The organism is Escherichia sp. MOD1-EC6098 (genome assembly GCF_002965865.1).
Lineage (GTDB): Bacteria > Pseudomonadota > Gammaproteobacteria > Enterobacterales > Enterobacteriaceae > Escherichia > Escherichia marmotae.
This window is the reverse complement of record NZ_PTSN01000001.1, coordinates 17,292-41,814: the sequence shown is the minus strand read 5'-3', so window position 1 is coordinate 41,814 and position 24,523 is coordinate 17,292. Positions and strand designations below refer to the sequence as shown.

Genomic DNA, 24,523 nt, shown 5'->3' with positions numbered 1-24,523 from the left:
CTTGATCAGATCTCCTGATCAAGAGACAGCTCCTTTCAGAGAGGGGCATGACGGATTAATAAACAAGGAATTCAGCCCTCGCGAGGGCAAAGATACGTTAAACAATGCGGCAGGCGTCGGCTTCCCAGCGATAACCGACACCGTAAACGGCGCGGATAAATGACTGCTCTTCGTCCAGTGCTTCCAGCTTGCGGCGCAGGTTTTTAATGTGGCTATCGATGGTACGGTCGGTCACTACGCGGTAGTCGTCATAAAGATGATTGAGTAACTGCTCGCGGGAGAACACTTTTCCCGGTTCATGGGAGAGTGTTTTCAGCAGGCGAAATTCCGCAGGGGTCAGATCAAGCATTTTGCCGCGCCACGAAGCCTGAAAACGACCTTCGTCGATAATTAACGGGCTTTCTGCATCTTGCTGTTGCAACTCACGCTGCGGTTTGCAACGACGCAATATAGTTTTGACGCGCGCTACCACTTCCCGCGGGCTATACGGTTTACAGATGTAATCATCAGCACCGATTTCCAGCCCCAGCAGGCGGTCGATCTCTTCGATTTTGGCTGTCACCATAACAATGGGAATATCAGAAAAACGACGAATCTCCCGACACAGTGTCAGACCATCGGTGCCTGGTAGCATCAGATCTAACAGGATCAGATCCGGTGGCGTCTGGCGCACATACGGCAGTACCTGATCGCCGTGGCTAATCAACGTCGGCGCATAGCTTGCGGCACGCAGATAATCAATGAGCAACTGCCCCAGTTTGGGTTCATCTTCCACGATCAAAATACGCGGCGTGTTTTCGTCGATAGGTAACTCGGTCATACTTCTCTCTGTAAATCCCGTTCCAGCGGTAACTCTACTGTAATGCTAACCCCGCCAAAAGGCGAATGGGCGGCAACAATGCGACCATTATGTGCTTCAACAATGTTCAGGCAAATTGCCAACCCCAGCCCGGAGCCGCCGCTGGCACGGTTGCGGGAACCTTCCGTGCGATAAAAACGCTCAAACAATTTTTGTAACTGATCGTCGCTGACTCCCGGTGCGCTGTCGGCAAAGGTCAGATGCACCATTTTGTCGTGCTGTTCGGCGGAAATATGCAGGCCACCGCCACTGTCGGTGTAGCGCAGGCTGTTTTCCAGTAAGTTATTAAACAACTGCATTAAACGATCGCGATCGCCAAATACGGTAATGCTGTCCGGCAAGGAGAATTGCAGAGTCAACCCACGACTGGCGAAACGTTCGCGAAATGCGCCGCCCGCGACTTCAAGTAGTGGAACGAGATCCACCGTTGCTTTCTGGTAGGCGAGAGCGCCTTCATCAGACATCGACAACTGATGGAGATCGTCGACCAGTTTAGTCAACGTTCCGACCTCCGCCTGTAAAGAAGCCACTGTCTCTGGCGTGAATTTACGTACACCATCCTGGATGGCTTCCAGTTCGCCGCGCAGTACCGCTAAAGGCGTGCGCAGTTCGTGAGAAATGTCGGCCATAAAATCGCGGCGCATCTGCTGGTTTTTCTCCAGCGTACTGGCGAGCTGGTTGAAGTCCTGTGCCAGTTTGCCCAGTTCGTCTTCGCTGGTGGGCGTCACGCGAGTGGTGAAATCACCTGCTGCCAGTTTGTGCGTGCCGTCAACTAACCGTTTTACCGGTGCCAGCAAGCCGCGTGCCAGTGGGAACGTCGCCAGCGCTGCCAGTAAAGTAGATAAAGCCACAATCAGCCAACTGGTTTGCCGTTGTTGCTTATCAAAATTGATATCGGTATTGCGGGTCAGCCGCTCGACAGGGGAGGCGATCACCGCGCCGACTTCCAGACCATTGACCAGAATAGGCCGCCGTGTGCCGTCCGGTGGAATAGGTGAGCGAGGGCCAACCAGCACTTTGTTATTTTGATCGACCACCCAGAACTGGGTGCGCCAGCCGTGCGGCGGCATACCGGGGCCGGGCTTATCGTCGTTGCTATCATGTTCAAGTGAACGCAGGATCTGAAACACAAAACGATCGTTGTTACGCAGGAAGCGCCAGTTGCCATGCTGGGCGTACTGCTCGCCAAGTGCGTCGCCAAGCATTTGCAGCCGTTGCTCATTGCCATGCTTAATGTAATCGATAAAGCCGCGCTCAAAACTGATACGCACCGCCCAGTGCATCGTGATCAGCAAGACGATGCAGGTGGCGAAGATCGCCAGAAACAGTTTGCCGGTAATGCCGGGCCGCCAGAACTTCATTCAGTGCTCCTTTTGCGCCGCGAAATAGCCACATTTTGATGTGTATCGTTCGGAACTCTGGCAAAGATGAACGCCGGAAGGGCGATAAGAAACGCCATGCTTAGCCAGGTGTACATAAAGACGGTTTGTGTGGCACCGCTGTCGACGCTGACATGCTGCGAACCAAAAAGCCCAAGCAACAGCCCGGCGATGGTCACGCCGATACTCATCGACAATTGCATAATCATCGACAGCAGGCTGTTGCCACTGCTTGCCAGTTTGTCCGGCAGATCTTTCAGTGTCAGCGTGTTCATGGAGGAAAAACGCGTTGAGTTGACCATCCCTTGTAAAAACAGAACGAATGGTAAAACGTAGTACCAGCCAAGCAGCGCGGTGGCCATAAACAGCAGTGTGACCAGCGACAGGCCCAGCGTAGTCGCCACCAGTACCCGACGATAACCAAAGCGGTTCACTACCTGCACGACTATCCGCTTCATCCCCATGCTGCCGAGCACCATTGGGATCATCATCAATCCGGCATGAAAGGGTGAGAAGCCGAGACCAATCTGCAAGAAAACCGGCGTCATAAAGGGCAACATACCGCTGCCGATACGTCCGGCGAAGCTCCCCGCCAGGCCCAACGAAAAGGTACGGGTGCGGAACAGTTTCAGGCTGAACAGGGCGCGGGCGTTATTTCTGGCATGTATGAGATAAAGCATAAGCGCCACCACGCCAACAGCAACCAGGCCAGCAATCGCCAGCGGCGATAAGCCCGTACCTTTACTGCCATCCAGCGCCAGCGTTAATACCGCCATGCCAACCGCCAGCAACAGAAAGCCGGAGAGATCAAAGCGCCGCGTCTGCATGGTGTAGTTCGGCATTAACATTAGTGTGGCGATCGCGCCGATAATTCCAACCGGAATGTTGATCAAAAAGATCCAGTGCCATGACGCGTACTCCACCAGCAGTCCGCCCAGCGCCGGGCCAAGCAGTGGGCCAACCTGGCCAGGCAGCGTCACAAAGGTCATCGCCGCCATATATTGCTCGCGCGGAACAATTTTCATCACCGTCAACCTGCCAACCGGCACCATCATCGCACCGCCCACGCCCTGCAATGCGCGCGCCAGCAACAGTTCATTAAGGGTGCCGGAAAGCGCGCAAAACAGTGAACCAAGGGTAAACAGGACAATAGCGGTAAAGAAAATATTGCGCACGCCGACTTTGTCCGCCAGCCAGCCGCTGGCAGGCAGCATCACCGCCACGGTCAGCACATAAGAGACAATGACCATGTGCATATGCAGCGGGCTTTCCCCCAGGCTTTGCGCCATTGAGGGAAGGGCAGTGTTAACGATGGTGGTGTCCAGCGACTGCATAAAGAAGCCGAAAGCCACAATCCACAATTGCCAGCGGGTGCTGTCGGGAAGATCTGTCATTTACTCGGTTACCGTTTCTTTAGATTTTCGCGAAAAACGCAGTCGCAGACGGTCGAAAAAGAGATACACCACCGGCGTGGTATACAGCGTCAGGAGCTGACTCATCACCAGGCCGCCGACAATGGTGATCCCCAATGGTTGCCGCAGTTCCGAGCCATCGCCGCCCGACAATACCAGCGGCAGCGCGCCAAACAGCGCCGCCAGGGTCGTCATCATTATCGGGCGAAAACGCAGCAGGCAGGCCTGGAAAATGGCCTCCTGCGGCGTCAGATTAGCGTGGCGTTGGGCTTCAAGCGCAAAATCGACCATCATGATGGCGTTTTTCTTCACGATGCCGATTAATAGCATAATCCCTATCAGGGCGACCAGGCTGAACGGAGCATTAAACAGCTCCAGCGCCAGTAGCGCTCCAACGCCCGCCGAGGGCAGGGTGGAGAGAATGGTCAGCGGATGCACGTAACTCTCGTACAACATCCCCAGCACGATATACACCGTGGCGATGGCCGCGATAATCAGGATCACCTGCGAATTCATCGTCTCCTGGAACACCTGCGCCGTTCCGGCAAAACTGCCGCGCACCGTGGAAGGTACGCCAAGCTGCGTCATTGCGCGGTCGATTGCCGCACTGGCGTCCGAGAGTGATTTCCCGGTCGGCAGGTTGAACGAGATGGTTGAGGCTGCGGACAGTCCCTGATGATTCACTGACAGCGGCGCATTCGCCGGTTGCCATTTAGCGAAATATGACAGCGGGATCGCTTTGCCTTCGTTATTAATGACGAACATTTTTTCCAGCGCGCTGATGTCCTGGGTATAGCGCGGATCAACTTCCATCACCACTTTATACTGGTTCATTGGCTGGTAAATGGTCGAGATTTGCCGCTGACCGAAGGCGTTATTCAGCAGGCTGTTAGCGGCCTGCACGTCGATTCCCAATCGCGCCATCGTGTCGCGGTCGTAAACCAGGTTCGTCTCCGCGCCGTTGTCTTGCTGGTCAGAGTTAACGTCCGCCAGTTCCGGCAACGTCGCCAGTTTTTTGCGGATTTTCGGCTCCCATTCGCGCAGTGCTGCCAGATCGTCAGACAATAACGTGTACTGGTAGCTGGCGTTCGACTGACGTCCGCCAACGCGAATATCCTGTACCGCCATCAGGAACAGATTCGCCCCTGGCTCTTTCGCCAGCTTCACGCGCAGACGGTCGATAATTTGCTGGGCGGTTTCGCTGCGTTCATCGCGCGGTTTCAGCGTGATAAACATCATTCCGCTGTTAACTCGCGAGCCACCGGTAAAGCCAGTGACATTATCCACCGCCGGGTCATCACGGATAATTTTCATGAAGTCCTGCAACTTACCGCGCATCGCCTGAAACGAAATACTCTGATCGGCCTGTATCCCGCCCATCAGTACGCCGGTGTCCTGCTCCGGGAAGAAAGTTTTCGGGATCGAGATATACAGCCAGATATTCAGCGCAATGGTGCCAAGCAGCACTACGCCTACCAGACGGGTGTGATTGAGAACCCATTTCAGCGACTTGCCGTAGCCTTGTTGCAGTGCAACCAGCATCCGGCCAAAACCGCGTAACCGTGTTTGCTCACGCGGCTTGCTGGCTTTCAGCATCCAGCCGCACATCATCGGCGTCAGCGTCAGGGAAACCAGCAGTGAAATACCTATCGCCACCGAAAGCGTCACGGCAAACTCGCGTAACAAGCGCCCCGGCAAGCCGCCCATCAACAACAGCGGCAGGAACACAGCTACCAGTGACAGGCTCATCGACAGAACTGTAAAACCGACTTCGCGGGTGCCTTGCAGTGCGGCCTGTAGCGGTTTCATTCCCGCTTCCAGATGACGGGCAATGTTTTCCAGCACCACGATGGCGTCATCGACTACAAAGCCAGTAGCGATGGTGAGTGCCATCAGCGACAGGTTATTGAGACTGAAACCGCAAAGATACATCGCTGCAAAGGTGCCAATCAGCGAAACCGGCACTGCAACCGCAGGAATGATCGTCGCCCGACCTGAACGCAGGAACAAAAAGACCACTAAAATCACCAGCGCCACCGAAATAATCAGCGTCTGCTCGACTTCTTCCAGCGAGGCGCGAATGGTGGGGGAGCGATCCTGAGCTATTTGCAGATCAATCGCCGCCGGGATTGTCTCCTGTAACTCCGGTAATTTCGCCCGGATGCTGTCTACCGTCTGGATGATATTGGCTTCCGGCAGTTTGCGGATCATCAACAAAATAGCCGGTTTGGCGTTGGTCATCCCGGCGTTGCGCACATCCTGTACTGAGTCGGTTACCGTTGCCACATCACCCAGACGAACCGCGCCGCCGTTGTTGTAATGAATAATCAACGGCTGGTATTCGGCGGCAGTTTTCAGCTCATCGTTGGTCTGGATCTGCCAGCGGTGAGTGTCATCTTCCAGCGCCCCCTGCGGTTTACGCACGTTGGCATTGCTGATGGCGGTGCGCACATCGTCCAGCGACACGCCCTGATTAAACAGCGCCTGTGGATTCAGCCCGACGCGCACCGCAGGCAGCGAGCTGCCGCCGACATCGACATCACCGACGCCGTCGATTTGTGCAATTGTCGGAGCCAGTTGCGTCGAGGCAAAATCGTACAGTTCCCCCTGCGAATAAGTATCGGACGTCAGCGTCAGGATCATAATTGGTGCATCCGACGGGTTCGCTTTGCGATAAGTCGGACGGCTTGGCATCCCACTGGGCAGCAGACTTTGGGCGGCGTTGATCGCCGCCTGTACATCGCGCGCCGCGCCGTTGATATCCCGGTCAAAATCAAACTGCAAAATGATACGCGTGCTGCCGAGCGAACTGCTGGAGGTCATTTCACTGACCCCGGCAATGCGTCCAAGCGAGCGTTCCAGCGGTGTGGCAACGGAAGACGCCATCGTCTCTGGCGACGCACCGGGCAGCGAGGCGCTGACCATAATTACCGGAAAATCGACCTGCGGCAGCGGGGCGACCGGCAGCATACGGAAGCCCAGTATGCCGCAAAGGGTAATGGCAACCGACAGTAAAATCGTCGCCACCGGGCGGTAAATGAAGAGGGCAAAAAACTTCACTTACGCCTCCTCTTCATGGCGGGCAAAGCGGCTTTTGGTCCACAATGCCAGGCGGTCGAACAGCAGATAAATCACCGGCGTGGTGAACAGCGTCAGCACCTGACTGACAACCAGACCGCCGACCATGCCGATACCTAACGGACGACGCAGTTCCGCGCCGACTCCGGTACTCAACATCAGCGGCAATGCACCGAGCAGCGCTGCCAGCGTGGTCATCAGGATCGGACGAAAACGCAGCAGGCAGGCCTGGTAGATGGCATCTCGCGGCGACATGCCTTGCTCGCGCTCAGCGGCCAGCGCGAAGTCGATCATCATGATGGCGTTTTTCTTCACAATACCGATCAGCAAAATAATGCCGATAATGGCGATCACATCCAGCTCACTACCGGCAATCAGCAACGCCAGCAATGCGCCGACACCTGCCGTTGGCAACGTCGAGAGAATAGTGATCGGGTGAATAAAGCTTTCGTACAGAATACCGAGCACGATATACATCGCCACCACTGCCGCGACAATCAGCCAGACAGTGCTACCCAATGCCGACTGGAAGGCGAGGGTACTACCCTGGAATTGCGTGGTGATATCCACTGGCAGATTTAGCGTCTTCTCGGTATCCATAATCGCCTGCACCGCATCGCCCAGTGAATAGTTATCCGGCACGTTAAAGGAGATGGTCGTTACCGGGAACTGATCCAGATGGTTGATGGAGAGCGGCGCAAAACGCTGCTCAATTTTAGCTATCGAGCTGAGTGGCACTACGCCGCCGTCGCTGCTGGTCAGGCGAATGGTATCCAGCGCCGCCAGCCCTGGTGTGTTTTCAGTGTTGTGCTCCAGCACCACGCGATACTGGTTGGCCTGAGTATAAATCGTCGAAATTAGCCGCTGACCAAAGGCGTTGTACAGGGCGTTATCAACATCCGCCATGCTGATCCCCAGACGGCTGGCGCTGTCGCGATCAACGTTAACATACGCCACCAGTCCTTTGTCCTGCCAGTCGCTGGAGACATCAGAAAGCTGCGGCAGTTGCTGGAGTTTTTCCATTAGCTGCGGCACCCAGGTACTGAGCGCATCCAGAGACGTGGCCTGCAATGTAAACTGGTACTGCGTGCGGCTGACCTGAGTATCGATGGTCAGATCCTGCGTTGGCTGCAGGAAGAGCTCGACGCCCGGCACTTTATCTACCGCCGTTTGCAAACGGGCGATAACTTTTTGTACCCGATCATCACGCTCATCCAGCGGTTTCAGATTGATCTGCAAACGCGCACTGTTCAGCGACGGGTTAGTGCCATCAACGCCCACAAATGAGGTCAGGCTTTGCACTGCCGGGTCTTGCAAAATCACCTCCGCGACCTGGCGTTGCCGCTGGGCCATATTGGCAAAGGAGCTGGATTGCGGTGCCTGCAAGGTGCCCTGAATAATGCCGTTATCCTGCACCGGGAAGAAGCCTTTTGGAATAAACACCCACAGCAGCACGCTAAGCAGCAGCGTACTGAGCGCCACGCTTAAGGTCAGCCACGGATGATTCAGCACCTTCGTAAGTCCGCGACCATAGGCGGCGATTATCCGCTCGAACATTTTTTCCGAGGCGCGGGAGAAGCGGTTCTGTTTACGCAGCGACTCCTGGCTAAGCATCCGCGCGCACATCATCGGCGTCAGGGTCAGCGACACGACGGCTGAGATCAAAATCGCTACTGCCAGAGTAATGGCAAATTCGCGGAACAGTCGCCCGACGATATCGCCCATAAACAGCAATGGGATCAGCACTGCAATCAGCGAGAAGGTCAGCGAGATAATGGTAAAGCCGATTTCGCCTGCACCCTTGAGCGCCGCTGCCAGCGGTTTTTCACCTTTTTCGATATAGCGCGAAATGTTTTCGATCACCACGATGGCATCATCGACCACAAACCCGGTGGCGATGGTTAACGCCATCAGGGTCAGGTTATTGATCGAGAAATCGAGAAATACCATGACCGCGAAGGTGCCGATTAACGACAGCGGCACCGCGACGCCAGGAATGATGGTTGCCGGAATATTTCGTAGAAACAGGTAGATAATCATCACCACCAGCGCGATAGCCATCATCAGCTCAAACTGGGTATCGTCGACCGATGCGCGGATATTGGTGGTGCGGTCAGAAAGCACCGTCACTTTTACTGATTTCGGCAGACTCTCAGTGAGCTGCGGCAGCATCTGACGAATGCTGTCAGCGGTGGAGATAATGTTAGCGCCAGGCTGGCGCTGAACATTCATGACGATGGCTTGTTCTTTATTCGCCCACGCACCAAGCCAGGTGTTTTCCGCCCCTTGTTCTACGGTAGCGACATCGCCAAGACGAATCGGCGCGCCGTTCTGGTACGCGATAATTAACTGACGGTACTCTTCCGCAGACTGCATTTGATCGTTTGCGGAAAGCGTGACTGCGCGGGAGGGGCCGTCGAGGCTACCTTTAGCCGAGTTAACGTTCGCGCCGGTAATAGCTGTGCGTACAGTTTCGCTGGTCAGGCCGAGGGCGGCAATCGCCTGAGCGTTAAGTTTGACGCGAACGGCCGGACGCTGACCGCCGGAAAGCGTTACCAGCCCGACGCCGGAAATCTGCGAGATTTTCTGCGCCACGCGGGTTTCTACCATATCTTCCACCTGCGTCATCGGCATGGCGGTTGAGGTAACGGCAAGCGTCATGATCGGCGGATCTGCCGGATTCACTTTGCTGTAAACCGGTGGGTTAGGCAGATCGCCTGGTAACAGGTTAGTGGCGGCGTTAATTGCGGCCTGCACTTCCTGCTCGGCAACGTCCAGCGGTAATGTTAGCTGGAACTGTAAAGTGATGACCGACGCGCCGCCGGAACTTTGCGACGACATCTGTTTCAGTCCGGACATTTGCCCGAACTGGCGTTCAAGTGGCGCGGTAACGGCAGAGGTCATCACATCCGGGCTGGCACCGGGGTAAAGCGTAACCACCTGAATCGTCGGATAATCCACTTCCGGCAACGCCGAAACGGGCAGGGTGCGGTAGCCAATAATCCCGGCGAGTAAGATCGCTACCATCAGCAGCGTGGTGGCGACAGGACGCATAATAAACAGGCGCGACGGGCCGCCTGTGCTGCTCGGAGGTAACACCTGCATCAGGAGCGCGCTCCTTTTTTCGCATATTCGCGGCTGGTGGCTTTCTCTTCTGGTGTGCTTGTGCCTTGCGCTTCAACCACTTCCACTTTCGCCCCTTCGGTCAGGCGGTCAATGCCGTCCGTCACTACCCGATCGCCTGCGGAAATACCTGCGCGGATCACCACTTTCTGGCTGTCCTGAATGCCCGGTGTCACCAGATGCTTGCTGACTTTGTTTTCGCTATTCAGCACCCAGACAAAGTGGCCTTCGTTACCCATTTGCAGTGCAGCGGTTGGGATCACCACGGCGTTTTGTTCAGTGTCCACTAACATGCGGGCGTTAACAAACTGGTTGGGGAACAGCGCATCATCCTGATTATTAAAGCGTGCTTTTACTTTGATGGTGCCAGTGGTGGCGTCGATTTGGTTATCGAGACTTAACAGCGTACCTTCACTTAATTTCTTCGAGTTGGTGCGATCCCAGGCTTCAACAACCAGCGGTTTTCCGGATTTTTGTGCCTGCACAACGGTGGCGATATCGCTTTCCGGTAGAGTAAATACCAGATCGATAGGATGCGTCTGGGTGATCACCACAATGCCAGTGGTATCGCCGCTGGAGATTTGGTTACCGACATCAACCTGTTTCAGGCCAACCCGACCATCGACTGGTGCGGTGATGTGACTCCAGTCGAGTTGCAGTTGTGCGCTGGCAACGCTGGCTTCATCCGCCTTAATGGTGCCTTCGGTTTCACTGACCAGTGCCTGTTGGGCATCCAGTTCCTGACGGGAAACGAGGTTGGTTTTTGCCAGTTGTTGATAACGCGCCAAATCACGGCGGGCATTGGCAAGTGTGGCTTTATCTTTTGCCAGTTGTCCTTGTGCCTGGGCCAGTGCAACTTTGAACTGGCTGGGATCAATCTCAGCCAGTAAATCCCCCGCTTTTACCTGCTGACCTTCCTGAAAATGCAACGCCATCAACTGGCCGTCAACGCGACTGCGCACTGTGACGGTGTTTGCAGCGGTAATGGTGCCAAGCCCGGTGAGATAACGCGGAACTGCCTGTTCAACGGCAGTTGCTGCCTGCACGGGAGCCAGCGGTCCGGAGCGCATACCACGACGGCCACCGGCTGGCGGCTGCTGCGCTTGTTTCGTCGCACCAGGCGCTGCGCTCTGGGATTCATTGCGGCCTTGCCAGAACCAGAATGCGGCGATGGCGGCGATAACCACCACGATTACGATTACCCAACGGGATTTATAACTGCCTTTCATCGTTAAGAGTTTCTCTTCCTGAAACGTTTCGCGGAATGATACTAGTGTAGCCAGCTAATCAGGGAGAAAAATGGAGGAATTATGAAACAGTTTCGCGAATCGTCTGAATGGTTGTGCACTTTGCGAGCGCGCATCCAGTAATAACATGTGAAACTATTTTATCTGCAGGTTAGCGATAGACTACGTGCATGGCGATAAGGAGGTAAGCCGACGATTTCAGCGGGATGCTGAAACGGGAAAGCCCCTCCCGAAGAAGGGGCCTTAAAGAAGGAAAGGGTCATGATGAAATGGATCATCATCGTGGTGCTCTTAGTCGTTAGCTTACCGGCTTACTAAGACTACCAGGGCGGGGGAAACCCCGCTCAACCCTCACTCCTGAAAGTATGTCACTCCCCCCTTACTGTCAATCTATAAGACCTCGTTCTTGCGAGGCGAATAGCAAAATTATCTACGCAGTTGGACTGAATTCTGAAAGTTGTTTCACCTGCTCTTAATTCATTATTGCAGTCGGTATGATACCGAACCTTAATAATTCTCTAAGAAAGGATCTCTTATGAGCGAACAAATCACCTTTGCCACCAGCGATTTTGCCAGTAATCCGGAACCACGTTGCCCCTGCATTTTGCTGCTGGATGTTTCTGGTTCGATGAACGGCAAACCCATTAATGAACTTAACGCCGGATTGGTTACCTTTCGCGATGAACTGCTTGCCGATCCGCTGGCATTAAAAAGAGTCGAACTGGGTATTGTGACTTTCGGCCCGGTGTATGTGGAACAACCATTTACCAGCGCCGCTAACTTTTTCCCGCCCATCCTGTTTGCTCAGGGCGATACACCCATGGGCGCAGCCATTACCAAAGCCTTGAATATGGTTGAGGAACGTAAGCGGGAGTATCGTGCCAATGGTATCTCCTATTATCGTCCGTGGATTTTCCTGATCACCGATGGCGCGCCAACCGATGAGTGGCAGACTGCCGCCCACAAAGTGTTTCAGGGGGAAGACGCTAAGAAGTTTGCCTTTTTCACCATTGGTGTTCAGGGGGCTGATATGAAGACCCTGGCACAAATCAGCGTCCGCCAGCCTTTGACACTGCAAGGATTACAATTCCGCGAATTGTTTAGTTGGTTATCCAGTTCGCTACGTTCGGTTTCCCGTTCCACGCCGGGAACGGAAGTTGTACTGGAAGCACCGAAAGGTTGGACGTCAGTGTGAGCTGGCGCCTGGTTTATGCATCTGCCGTCGGAACGTCGCACATCAGCTCTGGCTTGCCTTGCCAGGATGCCTGCCAGATGCAGGTTGTCTGGCTAAAAGACCAGCAGCCATTACTGGTGGTGTTTCTTGCTGATGGCGCAGGTAGCGTGTCGCTGGGTGGTGAAGGCGCGATGCTTGCTGTCAATGAAGCGATGGCTTATATGTTGCAGAAAGTGCAGGGCGGGGAATTGGGGCTTAATGACGTCCTCGCCACGGATATTGTGCTGTCTATTCGTCAGCGACTTTTTGCCGAGGCTGAAGCCAAAGAATTAGCGGTTCGCGATTTTGCCTGCACGTTTCTGGGATTGATTTCATCGGCTAACGGCACCTTGATTATGCAGATTGGCGATGGTGGCGTGGTGGTGGATTTTGGTCACGGCCTGCAACTGCCGCTCATGCCGATGGTGGGTGAATATGCCAATATGACGCACTTCGTTACCGATGAAGATGCCGTTTCCAGACTGGAAACTTACACCTGCACTGAACGGGCGGTAAAAGTGGCAACATTTACGGATGGCATTCAACGGCTGGCATTAAATATGCTGGATAACGTGCCCCATGGGCCTTTCTTTGCGCCATTTTTCAATGGACTCAAATCAGCTACGCCTGAACAATACGATTTACTGCCAGATTTATTGAAGCAATTTTTGTTCAGTGAGGCAGTAAATGAACGCACGAACGATGATAAAACGCTGGCGCTGGCTATTTGGTTACCATGAAATCAACCTTGTATACCGCTACTGGCGAGTGCGTTACGCCAGACCGTGAACTGGGCAAAGGTGGCGAAGGTGCGGTTTATGATATTGAGGAGTTTGTCGATAGCGTCGCCAAGATTTATCACACGCCGCCACCCGCCTTAAAACAGGACAAACTTGCCTTTATGGCGGCGACAGTTGATGCGCAGTTGCTGAATTATGTCGCCTGGCCGCAGGCAACGCTTCACGCCGGGCGCGGCGGAAAAACCATCGGTTTTATGATGCCAAAGGTTTCAGGTAAAGAACCGATTCATATGATCTATAGCCCGGCACATCGTCGCCAGAGTTACCCTCATTGTGCGTGGGATTTTCTACTCTATGTTGCGCGTAATATAGCTTCATCTTTTACTACGATTCACGAGCACGGGCATGTCGTGGGTGACGTAAACCAGAATAGCTTTATGGTAGGCCGCGATAGCAAAGTTGTATTGATCGACAGTGATTCCTTTCAGATTAACGCCAATGGCACGCTGCATTTATGCGAAGTCGGCGTGTCGCATTTTACGCCGCCAGAACTGCAAAGCTTGCCGTCATTTGTTGGCTTTGAACGCACAGTGAATCACGATAATTTTGGCCTTGCGTTGCTGATTTTTCACGTCTTATTTGGTGGGCGTCATCCTTATTCCGGTGTGCCGCTTATACCTGAAGCGGGTAATGCGCTGGAGACGGATATTGCCCATTTCCGTTATGCCTACGCGTCGGGCAGTCAGCAACGAGGATTAAAACCGCCGCCACGATCTATTCCGTTATCGATTCTACCAACCCATATTGAAGCGCTGTTTCAGCAGGCGTTCACCGAAAGTGGCGTGGCAACCGCGCGTCCGACGGCAAAAACATGGGTAGCGGCACTTGATTCTCTACGCCAACAGTTAAAGAAATGTACCGTTTCAGCAATGCATATTTACCCGGATCATTTAACTGACTGCCCGTGGTGTGCGCTCGATAATCAAGGCGTTATCTATTTTATTGATCCCGGTGAAGAGGTCATTACCACCGGCGGAAATTTTGTGCTGGCGAAAGTCTGGGCGATGGTAATGGCGTCAGTGCCACCGCCAGCATTACAGTTACCATTACCGGGACATTTCCAACTTACTGGCAGGCTGCTTCCTGTTGGGGTACTAAGGAGTAAATACATCATTCTGATTGAGATCGCGTTGTCAGCGTTATCGCTGTTACTTTGCGGTCTTCAGGCGGAACCGCGCTATATCGTTTTGGTTCCCGTGCTGGCGGCTATCTGGATTATTGGCAGTCTGGCAAGCAAAGCGTACAAAGCAGAAGTCCAACGACGCCGTGAGGCGTTTAATAGCGCAAAAATGGACTATGACCATTTAGTTAACCAGATCCAGCAGGCAGGTGGGCTGGAAGGTTTTATCGCTAAACGGACGATGCTCGAAAAAATGAAGAGCGAGCTTCTCGGTCTGCCGGAAGAAGAAACGCAAGCGTTGGCAGCACTCCATGACACAGCACGGGAACGCCAGAAGCACAAATTCCTCGAAGGATTTTTTATTGATACCGCGTCGATTCCAGGCGTTGGCACGGCTCGTAAAGCGGCGTTACGTTCCTTTGGTATTGAAACGGCGGCGGATGTTACCCGACGCGGCGTTAAGCAAGTGAAAGGGTTTGGCGACCATCTGACCCAGGCTGTCATTGACTGGAAAGCGAGCTGCGAACGCCGATTTGTGTTCAGGCCGAATGAAGCGGTAACGCCAGCAGACAGGCAGGCGGTAATGGCGAAAATTGCCGCCAAACGACATCGACTGGAATCGGCGTTGACTGTCGGCGCGACAGAATTGCAGCGTTTCCGTCTTCATGCTTCTGCACGGACTATGCCGTTGCTGGAACCGTTACGTCAGGCGGCGGAGAAACTGGCTCAGGTGCAGGCAGATTTAAGCCGTTGCTGAGCCATCCTTCATTTAACGAAATACCACTTCCGCCCAGCGTGCCAGTCCGGCGGTGACGGAGCCAAAGTCATCGCCGCCAGCAATCGGAATCCCCGGCAACTGTTCCGCCAGTGCCTTTTTAATCAGCGGCGAGCGGGCGCTACCACCAGTCAGATAGATGACGTCCGGTTTTTCCTGGGCGTTATCCAGCGCCAGTTGCACCTGTTCCAGAATCCGCGTCAACGGCTGGTTGAGGGCGCTCTCCAACCCTTGCTGGCTAATCAGCGTAGCCAGTTCGTCGCGGATAAATGGCAGCGACGCGCGAGTTTCAACTTCACTGGAAAGCGCAATTTTGCTCTCTTCTGCGCAGCGTACCAGGCGATAACTTAAACGTTGCCGCCAGACTTTCTGCAACAGGGCAACTTTTTCCGGTTCGCGGGCATCTCGTACTAAATCATTAAGCAGACGACCATTGGCGCTACTGTAGAAATCGCTTTGCGCAGGTACGTCGTTGATGGCGACCGCATTCCACCACGGCAGAATCGGCAGGGCGATACCTTTTTCTGTATCGCCACCCATGCCCAGCAGTGGCATCAGGTGTTTAAACGCCAGTGCGATATCCAGATCGTTACCGCCAATACGGCAGCCACTGTGACCAAGCAGACTGGCTTCACGATCCAGGCGCGAACGCCACTGGGGGCCCATAAGCAACAATGAACAGTCAGTCGTACCGCCACCGATATCCACCACCAGTACACGTTTTTCTTCCTGCAAGGTCGCTTCGTAATCCAGCCCGGCCGCCACCGGTTCGTACTGGAATACCACATCCTTGAACCCGGCACGCTTCGCCGCACGTTCGAGGATCCCCTGCGCCTGGGCGTTAGCTTCATCGCCACCCAGCCCCTGGAAGTTAATCGGACGGCCAATCACCGCTTGGGTAATCGCTTCAGGTAACTGCGCTTGTGCCTGTTGGCGAATGTGTAACATCATTGCGCAGACCAGATCTTCAAACAGCGCCACCTGCTGCGGTTTTAAACCGCTGGCTCCGAGGAACGATTTCGGTGATTTCACAAACCACACTTCTTCCGGATCATCAATGTACTGCGCCAGTGAGGAAAGACCGAACTGCACGCTTTTCGCCGTAACATCGATATCTTCTTCGCGGTTGTAACGAATCGCCCGACGCAGCAGCGCCTGCGTTTCATCGTCGTTTGCCGGAACATCATGATGGCGGTACAGCCATTCGCTTACAGCTTCACGCGTTGGTGCGCAAAGCATTGAAGGCAGCAGCGAGCTGTCATTTTCCATTTTCAGCAACTGTGGTTTACCGTCACGCATCACCGCTACTGAACAGTTTGCTGTACCGTAATCAAAACCAATAAACACGAAATAATCCCCATGCCGGTGAAGAAGGGGCGTGACTTTAGCGAAATGTTGTCGCCGCGACAACCGGAATATGAAAGCAAAGCGCTGCGTCTGAATAACGTTTATGCTGAAAGCGGATAAAAAAGGAGATGCGATGTATACCCTGAACTGGCAACCGCCGTATGACTGGTCGTGGATGTTGGGATTTCTTGCCACTCGTGCGGTGAGCGGTGTGGAAACGGTCGCTGACAATTATTATGCCCGCAGTCTGGCAGTGGGCGAACATCGGGGCATGATAACGGTGGTTCCTGATGTCGAAAATAATACGTTGCAAGTGAACTTAAGTTCGGGATTAGAACCGGTGGCGACCGAGTGCCTGGCGAAAATAAGCCGCCTGTTTGATCTGCAATGTAATCCGCAGATTGTTAATGGGGCGTTAGGTGAGTTAGGCGCGGCGCGGCCGGGATTGCGTTTACCTGGCTGTGTTGATGCTTTTGAACAGGGCGTGCGCGCCATTTTAGGCCAACTGGTGAGCGTGGCGATGGCGGCGAAATTGACCGCCAAAGTGGTGCAGCTTTATGGCGAACGTCTGGATGATTTCCCGGATTATATCTGCTTTCCCACGCCTCAACGGCTGGCAGCAGCCGATTCGCAGGCGCTAAAAGCGTTGGGGATGCCGCTGAAACGTGCAGAGGCGTTGATCCATCTGGCAAATGCGGTACTGGATGGCTCCTTACCGATAACAATGCCCGGTGATGTTGAGCAGGCGATGAAAACGCTGCAAACCTTTCCTGGAATCGGGCGCTGGACGGCGAATTATTTCGCCTTGCGCGGCTGGCAAGCGAAAGATGTTTTTCTACCGGATGATTATTTAATTAAACAGCGATTTCCGGGAATGACACCGGCACAAATCCGCCGTTATGCCGAACGCTGGAAACCCTGGCGTTCTTATGCGCTGTTGCATATCTGGTATACGGAAGGCTGGCAACCAGATGAAGCATGATGCTGGTCGCCGGGCGGCCGACGAAATGGATGAATTGTAGACGCATCAGGCGATGGGGGCGGCAAAATACTCAGTTAATTGCGAAATAACTGCTATTAACCAGCAAATCCAGCGGTTGGGCATCGGCAATCACCTCGCCATAAATCAGATCGACGCCGATGCCAGAAAGCGTATCCATTACCAGCGGCAGCGTTACTGGCCCGGCGATGGTTTTCAATCCCAGCCGCCGGGCGTGACCCTGAATGATCGAAATCAGCATTTCATCCATCAAATTGCCTTGTACGCTGGCGCATAACTCGTCGTCGAGTAGCAGATAATCTGCCATATTCGCGTTCAGTGCGTTGAAGATTTGCAGGTCGCGTCCCACCTGACTGAGCACGATCCGGCAGCCCGCCAGCCGCAGTTTGTGCATATTTTCTGCGTGGTCGAAAATGGTTTCTGCCGGAATAATCAGATGTAATAACCGTGGTTGTAGTGGGCTATTTTCCAGTTGTTCAAGCAGTTCATCCACCAGCGTGGTGTTGCTTAAACCGGTAACGGAAAGGGGAAGGGCGATGCTTAAGCCTTTACTGGCAACTGCGTTTGCTGCCTGTTGGAAAAATTCATGCAATACCCGGCGATCAAGGGCGAGATTGAGCATCGGATCACTGAAGCTACGGCGAAATGTCAGTTCGTTAATAACCTCGCCGTTACGACTCCAGAGCTTAAGCGAAATCAGCCACAGATTACGCGTTTCCGGAATTCGCGGAGAAGCGACGCCGTGGGCGATCAGCAGCAGATGATTCTCTTTAATCATCATCCACGGATCATCGGGTGACATCGCTGCCTGTGCGCTATGTGCGGTAACTTGCTGTGGTTCGTAAACCGTCACCTGGCCGCGGCCCGCATTTTTTGAAGCATAACAGGCGATATCGGCCTGCGACATCACATCTGCCGCCTGATGATTGCTGTCATCGATCAGTGTAATTCCTGCGCTGGCTCCAACCCGATGCACACGGCCTTCCCACATAAAGTGGTAGTCATTAATCGTGCTGATAATGCGTGTCGCGATAAAGCGGGCACTTTCAACATTACAGTCAGGTAGTAAAAGACCAAATTCATCACCGCCGAGCCGCGCCAGCACGTCACTGGAGCGCAACAGGTTTAACATCAGCGATGCCAGTTCTCGCAGCAGGGCATCACCTGCCGCGTGCCCGGCGCTGTCATTTACGGCTTTAAAGCGATCAAGATCGATAAACACCAGAGCATGTCGTTGATGCGTACTGCTTACCGTCTGCAAAAGTATCCGCAACTGCTTCTCAAAACTGGCACGGTTGGCGAGATGCGTCAGGGTATCATGGGAGGCGCTGTAGCTAAGCTGGCGCAGCATTTTGCGTGATTCGGTGACGTCCTGAATTACCAGCACCGAACCAATATTGCTGCCATCAAGGGTACTTAGCGGCGTAATGCTGTAATGGACGTCGTAGCTGCCGCCGCTACGGCAGTGGAGAACGACATCTTGTTCGATAGCGGAACGCGACGTGTCGGCACTGTAAATGTTCTCCATTAAGGGACCATTATCACCAAATGTAATTTGCAACACCGTGAGTAGCGGAACACCCAACGCCTCTTCTTGCGTCCAGCCGCTCATCTTCTCGGCAACCGGATTCATAAAGGTGATTTTCATCGCCATATCAATACAGACCACGGCTTCACCGATGGAATCCAGCGTAATGTGCAGGCGCTCTTTTTCCTGAAACAGCGCCTCATTGAGCTGTTTCACTTCGGTCATATCAATATTAATGCCGAGCAGGCGCTCGACTTCGCCCTCTTTATTCAGCACACGATTGGCGAGGGCGCGAATATGGCGGATGCCATCTTTTACGGTAATGCGAAATTCCAGTTTAAAAGGCAAACGAGCCTGCAATGAATCGCGAATCACTTTCTCGGCGTGCCCGCGATCTTCTGGCAGCACACAGTCGTACCACACCTGCCAGTTCGGTTTGACATGTGACGGAATTTCATACAGCTCGAACATCCGCTTATCCCAACTGAAGATGTTAGGCTTCAGCTCCCACTCCCAGATGCCAATGCCACCGGCTTCGTTAGCCAGTGTTATCCGTTCCATCAGACGTTTGTTGATCTGTTCGGTGCGTTTGAGATCGTTTATGTCTTCAATCTGGGCAATAAAATAGAGTGGTGTGCCATCGGTGTGGCGTACCAGTGAGACGGCAAGCAACGCCCAGACAACGTCGCCATTACGGTTGTAGTAGCGTTTTTCCATTGAATAGGTGTTTATTTCACCGCTGATCAACTTCTCAACGTGTTGCAGATCTTTATTGAGATCTTCCGGCCAGGTAAGTTGTTGAAAGGTAATGGCACGCAGCTCTTCCTGGCTGTAACCAAGAAACTGGCATAGCGACTTGTTGGATTGCAGCCATTGCCCTTCGATACCCACTAACACCATGCCGATGGCGGAATACTCCATCGCATTCCGAAAGCGGGTTTCGCTTTCGGAAATATGCTTGCGTTCAGCGCGAAAGGCATACATCACCATGGTCATGATATTGGCGGGCAGCAGGATCAGCAAAAATGGCAGCCACGGCATATGGCTCATCAGGTAGGTTCGCGGCGTGGCGAGTAAAGCCGGATCGGCTGCCAACATCAGCGACACCATCATCACCGTGGCAAGAAAAATCAAAAAGGCTTCCATCCGTGGCAAACGCACGGCGCTCCACATCAGCAGCACAATAATGAAAGTAAAAGGCCACGGCAGATACCGCATCGAGAGCCAGCTTAACGCCAGCGTGATGGATAACGTTAACAGCGTCTCAAACAGCAACCGCGGGTCGCGATGGCGCAATAGATAGTGTGGCTTAAACAACAATCCCAGCGGGACTAGCGCCAGTGCGCCGATTGATTCGGAAAGCACCCAGATCAGAAATGCTTTAAGTGGATCGTCGTCTGGAACCAGCAAGACAACCAGCACGCCGCCCAATACAGGTGGCACGATAGCGCTGCCAAATGCCAGACGTAGCCAGTCAGCCAGATTTTGTAGTGGGTTATACCACGGTAATAATTTACGCAGCAGCATTGCGCCCACGACGGCCTCAATAATGTTGATGGTCGTCCAGGTCATATTGAGCGAACTGGTAGAAAAAAGCAGTACAGATGCGGCGACATTTCCCAGCGAGCAGGCCAATGCGATTCCCGGCCACATCCGCCCGGCATGGCGGTAAAACGCCACCATCATAATGGACGTCGGAAACCACAGCGGCGCAAGCTGGCTACCAAACTGCGAAAGTTCAAGTGAAAAGAGGGTAAAGATAAACGAGACTAAACCTAAACTGACGAGGTGAAGCAGTGGATGAGGCAGGGTAATTAAAACACGTTGTGATCGTTTACTCATTACCGCTCTATCCATATGGCCAAGTCGCCAGCATTAGTATCTGTGTTTATGCTAGTACAAAAGTTTTACATTTTATATGCGGTTTGTTCATAAAGTGACGTAATTGGCGGCAATTTGCACAACCGGACATAACATTTTTCACATTGCGTTAAAAGTAAACAATTAAATTTGCGTCAGGGAATGGATCGTCAACAATTAACTCTAAATGTGCGGCAACGCTATTCGACTGGTATCAGGCGGATGAAATCCCTATAATTGCCGCGTTTGGTGCTTCGGCCCCCCCTTCCTAACATCCAGGTTAATCAGGTCGCTAAATTTATGACTGATCAGTCTCATCAGTGCGTCATTATCGGTATCGCTGGCGCATCGGCTTCCGGCAAGAGTCTCATTGCCAGTACCCTTTATCGTGAATTACGTGAACAAGTGGGTGATGAACACATCGGCGTTATTCCGGAAGACTGCTACTACAAAGATCAAAGCCATCTGTCGATGGAAGAACGCGTTAAGACCAACTACGACCATCCGAGTGCGATGGATCACAGTCTGCTGCTTGAGCATTTACAAGCGCTGAAACGTGGTTCGGCTATTGACCTGCCGGTTTACAGCTATGTTGAACATACGCGTATGAAAGAAACGGTGAAGGTTGAACCGAAGAAAGTCATCATTCTCGAAGGCATTTTGCTGCTGACGGATGCGCGTTTACGTGACGAACTCAACTTCTCCATTTTTGTTGATACCCCGCTGGATATCTGCCTGATGCGCCGCATCAAGCGCGATGTTAACGAGCGCGGGCGTTCGATGGATTCGGTGATGGCGCAATATCAAAAAACCGTGCGCCCAATGTTCCTGCAATTCATTGAACCTTCCAAACAATATGCCGACATTATCGTGCCGCGCGGCGGTAAAAACCGCATCGCGATCGATATATTGAAAGCGAAAATAAGTCAGTTCTTTGAATAAGCCTGGTAAATTGTGTACCGTTCAGTGATAACCTGGTATGCCCTTGACGTAAAAGGCGTTAAGGGAGTGATGCGCGAAAGGAGAAAATGCCATGCGTCTGTGTGACCGAGATATTGAAGCCTGGCTTGATGAAGGCCGTTTGTCGATCAACCCACGTCCGCCGGTGGAGCGTATTAATGGCGCGACGGTGGATGTGCGCCTGGGCAATAAATTTCGTACCTTCCGGGGCCACACGGCAGCGTTTATCGATCTGAGCGGTCCTAAAGACGAAGTGAGCGCGGCCCTTGATCGCGTGATGAGCGATGAGATCGTGCTCGATGAAAACGAGGCGTTTTTTCTTCATCCAGGTGAGCTGGCGCTGGCGGTGACGCTGGAGTCGGTAACCTTGCCTGCTGATTTGGTGGGCTGGCTGGACGGGCGTTCTTCACTGGCGCGTTTAGGGCTGATGGTGCACGTCACCGCACACCGTATCGATCCGGGCTGGTCTGGCTGCATTGTGCTGGAGTTTTACAACTCCGGTAAACTGCCGTTGGCGCTGCGCCCGGGGATGTTAATTGGCGCGCTGAGCTTTGAGCCGCTTTCCGGCCCGGCAGCGCGTCCATACAACCGCCGTGAAGATGCGAAATATCGCAACCAGCAGGGCGCGGTCGCCAGTCGAATCGATAAAGACTAATTCAGGCCCATTGAGGATTCCATGAGACGATTTCTGACGACGCTGATGATACTCCTGGTCGTGCTGGTGGCCGGGTTATCTGCGCTAGTGTTGCTGGTGAATCCGAATGATTTCCGCGACTATATGGTCAAGCAGGTTGCTGCGCGTAGCGGCTATCAATTGCAGTTGGACGGGCCACTGCGTTGGCACGTTTGGCCGCAACTTAGTATTCTCTCCGGGCGCATGTCCCTTACCGCCCAGGGTGCCAGCCAGCCGCTGGTACGAGCCGATAATATGCGCCTTGATGTGGCGCTTTTACCGCTACTGAGCCATCAACTGAGCGTTAAGCAGGTGATGCTGAAAGGCGCAGTCATTCAACTGACGCCGCAGACAGAAGCGGTGCGGAGTGAAGATGCCCCCGTTGCGCCGCGCGATAATACGTTGCCGGAGCTGTCAGAAGGTCGCGGCTGGTCGTTTGATATCTCCAGCCTGAAGGTAGCTGACAGTGTGCTGGTGTTCCAGCATGAAAATGACGAGCAGGTGACGATTCGCAATATCCGTCTGCAAATGGAGCAAGATCCCCAACATCGTGGCTCGTTTGAGTTCTCCGGGCGGGTTAATCGCGACCAGCGCGATCTCACGTTATCTCTCAAAGGCACGGTGGATGCCTCTGATTATCCGCAAGATTTAACGGCGGCTATTGAACAAATTAACTGGCAGTTGCAGGGCGCAGACTTGCCAAAACAAGGTATTCAGGGGCAGGGGAGTTTCCAGGCCCAGTGGCAAGAGCCACATAAACGTCTGTCATTTCATCAAATCAATTTAACCGCTAACGACAGTACGCTCAGTGGGCAAGCGCAGGTCACGCTGACAGAGAAGCCGGAATGGTTGTTAAGACTGCAATTCCCGCAGCTTAATCTCGATAACTTAATCCCGCTTAATGAAACAGTTAACGGTGAAATCGGTGCTGCGCAGCAGGGGCAGAATCAACCAACGTTACCACGTCCCGTTATTTCCTCGCGTATTGATGAGCCAGCCTACCAGGGGTTAAAAGGTTTTGCCGCCGATATATTGTTGCAGGCTGATAACGTGCGTTGGCGCGGAATGAATTTTACCGATGTCGCCACGCAAATGACCAACAAGTCGGGCTTGTTGGAGATTATCCAACTGCAAGGCAAACTCAACGGTGGGCAAGTTTCGCTGCCGGGCACGCTGGACTCGACGGTAAAAAATCCGCGGATATCCTTTCAACCCCGGCTGGAAAACGTTGAGATTGGCACTATTCTGAAGGCGTTTAACTATCCGATTTCGTTGACCGGCAAAATGTCGCTGGCCGGTGATTTCTCCGGTGCTGACATTGATGCGGAAGATTTCCGCCATAATTGGCAAGGGAAGGCGCATGTTGAAATGGCCGACACGCGCATGGAAGGGATGAACTTCCAGCAGATGATCCAGCAGGCGGTAGAACGTAACGGCGGTGATGTGAAGGCTGCTGAAAACTTCGATAATGTGACACGGCTTGACCGTTTTACGACGGATTTGACGCTAAATAATGGCGTCGTGACGTTAAACGACATGCAGGGTGAATCGCCAGTGCTGGCGCTGACAGGGGCTGGCACGTTGAATCTGGCAGAGCAAACCTGTGACACCCAGTTTGATATTCGTGTCGTTGGCGGCTGGAACGGAGAAAGCAAGCTGGTTGAATTCTTCAAAGAAACACCGGTTCCGCTGCGGGTTTATGGCAACTGGCAGCAACTCAATTACAGTCTGCAAGTGGATCAGTTGCTGCGTAAACAGTTACAGGACGAAGCCAAACGTCGCCTGAACGACTGGGCTGAGCGCAATAAAGACTCCCGCAATGGTAAAGATGTGAAGAAGTTGCTGGAGAAGATGTAAGTTTCCAGATGACATAATTTGTAGGCCTGATAAGACGCGTAAAGCGTCGCATCAGGCAATCACGTAGATTACTTTCAGCAAAGATGAATCATCAGTAAAAGTAAGGTATTTCAGCGAGGGTGTTGGTCCGGCTGTAAATCGCCGAATCGTTTCCTGTAGGCCGGGGCAGCCCACATGGATGTGGGCTGAGGGCGCGTTTTACAGGGATGTTACCTCGCGCCCGTACCCGATAGCCGAAAGGAATAAGATGAGGGGACCGCGCCAGCGGCGATTTACCGCCGGGAGCCCGGGT

General features: G+C 53.4%; 16 protein-coding genes. 8 read left to right on the top strand and 8 right to left on the bottom strand.

Features of this window, described 5'->3' with window-relative positions:
• Positions 1-97 precede the first annotated feature (97 nt).
• From baeR to mdtA, 6 genes are read right to left on the bottom strand one after another with little or no spacing between them, the layout of a single operon-like run.
• Positions 98-820, bottom strand: a complete 723-nt coding sequence (baeR, locus tag C0K55_RS00160; protein WP_000137876.1) for a two-component system response regulator BaeR — start codon at positions 818-820, stop codon at positions 98-100.
• Complete coding sequence (gene baeS / locus C0K55_RS00155) at positions 817-2,220, bottom strand: two-component system sensor histidine kinase BaeS (RefSeq protein WP_000675181.1); 1,404 nt, start codon at positions 2,218-2,220, stop codon at positions 817-819. Before baeS ends, baeR begins: the two co-directional genes overlap by 4 nt.
• Positions 2,217-3,632: an MFS transporter gene (locus C0K55_RS00150; protein WP_000130868.1), complete on the bottom strand. Its 1,416-nt coding sequence runs from the start codon at positions 3,630-3,632 to the stop codon at positions 2,217-2,219. Before C0K55_RS00150 ends, baeS begins: the two co-directional genes overlap by 4 nt.
• Positions 3,633-6,710 (bottom strand): multidrug efflux RND transporter permease subunit MdtC, encoded by a 3,078-nt coding sequence (gene mdtC / locus C0K55_RS00145; RefSeq protein WP_105266142.1) that lies wholly within the window; start codon positions 6,708-6,710, stop codon positions 3,633-3,635.
• Positions 6,711-9,833, bottom strand: a complete 3,123-nt coding sequence (gene mdtB / locus C0K55_RS00140; protein WP_105266143.1) for a multidrug efflux RND transporter permease subunit MdtB — start codon at positions 9,831-9,833, stop codon at positions 6,711-6,713. It abuts the gene before it with no gap.
• Complete coding sequence (mdtA, locus tag C0K55_RS00135; RefSeq protein ID WP_061090428.1) at positions 9,833-11,080, bottom strand: multidrug efflux RND transporter subunit MdtA; 1,248 nt, start codon at positions 11,078-11,080, stop codon at positions 9,833-9,835. Before mdtA ends, mdtB begins: the two co-directional genes overlap by 1 nt.
• Positions 11,081-11,359: 279 nt before the next feature.
• Here mdtA and C0K55_RS27065 point away from each other — a divergent pair, with 279 nt between their 5' ends.
• From C0K55_RS27065 to C0K55_RS00120, 4 genes are all read left to right on the top strand, one after another.
• Positions 11,360-11,416: a type I toxin-antitoxin system Ibs family toxin gene (locus C0K55_RS27065; RefSeq protein WP_122983111.1), complete on the top strand. Its 57-nt coding sequence runs from the start codon at positions 11,360-11,362 to the stop codon at positions 11,414-11,416.
• A gap of 217 nt (positions 11,417-11,633) precedes the next feature.
• A complete protein-coding gene (locus C0K55_RS00130; protein WP_000003146.1) occupies positions 11,634-12,293 on the top strand; it encodes a vWA domain-containing protein in 660 nt (219 codons plus the stop codon).
• On the top strand, positions 12,290-13,051 hold the full coding sequence (locus tag C0K55_RS00125; RefSeq protein WP_064767429.1) for a PP2C family serine/threonine-protein phosphatase: 762 nt from the start codon (positions 12,290-12,292) through the stop codon (positions 13,049-13,051). The genes C0K55_RS00130 and C0K55_RS00125 overlap by 4 nt, the downstream gene beginning before the upstream one ends.
• A complete protein-coding gene (locus C0K55_RS00120) occupies positions 13,048-14,988 on the top strand; it encodes a helix-hairpin-helix domain-containing protein (RefSeq protein WP_105266144.1) in 1,941 nt (646 codons plus the stop codon). Before C0K55_RS00125 ends, C0K55_RS00120 begins: the two co-directional genes overlap by 4 nt.
• 12 nt (positions 14,989-15,000) lie before the next feature.
• On the opposite strand, the gene yegD is transcribed toward C0K55_RS00120, so the two are convergent.
• Positions 15,001-16,353, bottom strand: coding sequence for a molecular chaperone (yegD, locus tag C0K55_RS00115; protein ID WP_105266145.1), 1,353 nt, complete (start codon positions 16,351-16,353; stop codon positions 15,001-15,003).
• A gap of 133 nt (positions 16,354-16,486) precedes the next feature.
• Here yegD and alkA point away from each other — a divergent pair, with 133 nt between their 5' ends.
• Positions 16,487-17,335, top strand: a complete 849-nt coding sequence (gene alkA, locus C0K55_RS00105) for a DNA-3-methyladenine glycosylase 2 (protein ID WP_000288421.1) — start codon at positions 16,487-16,489, stop codon at positions 17,333-17,335.
• 70 nt (positions 17,336-17,405) lie between these two features.
• Here alkA and C0K55_RS00100 read toward each other — a convergent pair whose 3' ends face one another.
• On the bottom strand, positions 17,406-20,723 hold the full coding sequence (locus C0K55_RS00100; RefSeq protein WP_105266146.1) for a diguanylate cyclase: 3,318 nt from the start codon (positions 20,721-20,723) through the stop codon (positions 17,406-17,408).
• Between the two features lie 318 nt (positions 20,724-21,041).
• On the opposite strand from C0K55_RS00100, the gene udk reads away from it, so the two are divergent.
• The 3 genes from udk to asmA all read left to right on the top strand — a co-directional run bounded on the left by udk (position 21,042) and on the right by asmA (position 24,231).
• Positions 21,042-21,683, top strand: coding sequence for a uridine kinase (gene udk, locus C0K55_RS00095; protein WP_000132077.1), 642 nt, complete (start codon positions 21,042-21,044; stop codon positions 21,681-21,683).
• 91 nt (positions 21,684-21,774) lie between these two features.
• The gene (gene dcd / locus C0K55_RS00090) at positions 21,775-22,356 is read left to right on the top strand and encodes a dCTP deaminase (RefSeq protein WP_001234771.1); all 582 of its coding nucleotides are present in this window, start codon (positions 21,775-21,777) and stop codon (positions 22,354-22,356) included.
• A 21-nt stretch (positions 22,357-22,377) separates the two neighbouring features.
• The gene (asmA, locus tag C0K55_RS00085; protein WP_001252379.1) at positions 22,378-24,231 is read left to right on the top strand and encodes an outer membrane assembly protein AsmA; all 1,854 of its coding nucleotides are present in this window, start codon (positions 22,378-22,380) and stop codon (positions 24,229-24,231) included.
• The last annotated feature ends 292 nt before the right edge of the window (positions 24,232-24,523 follow it).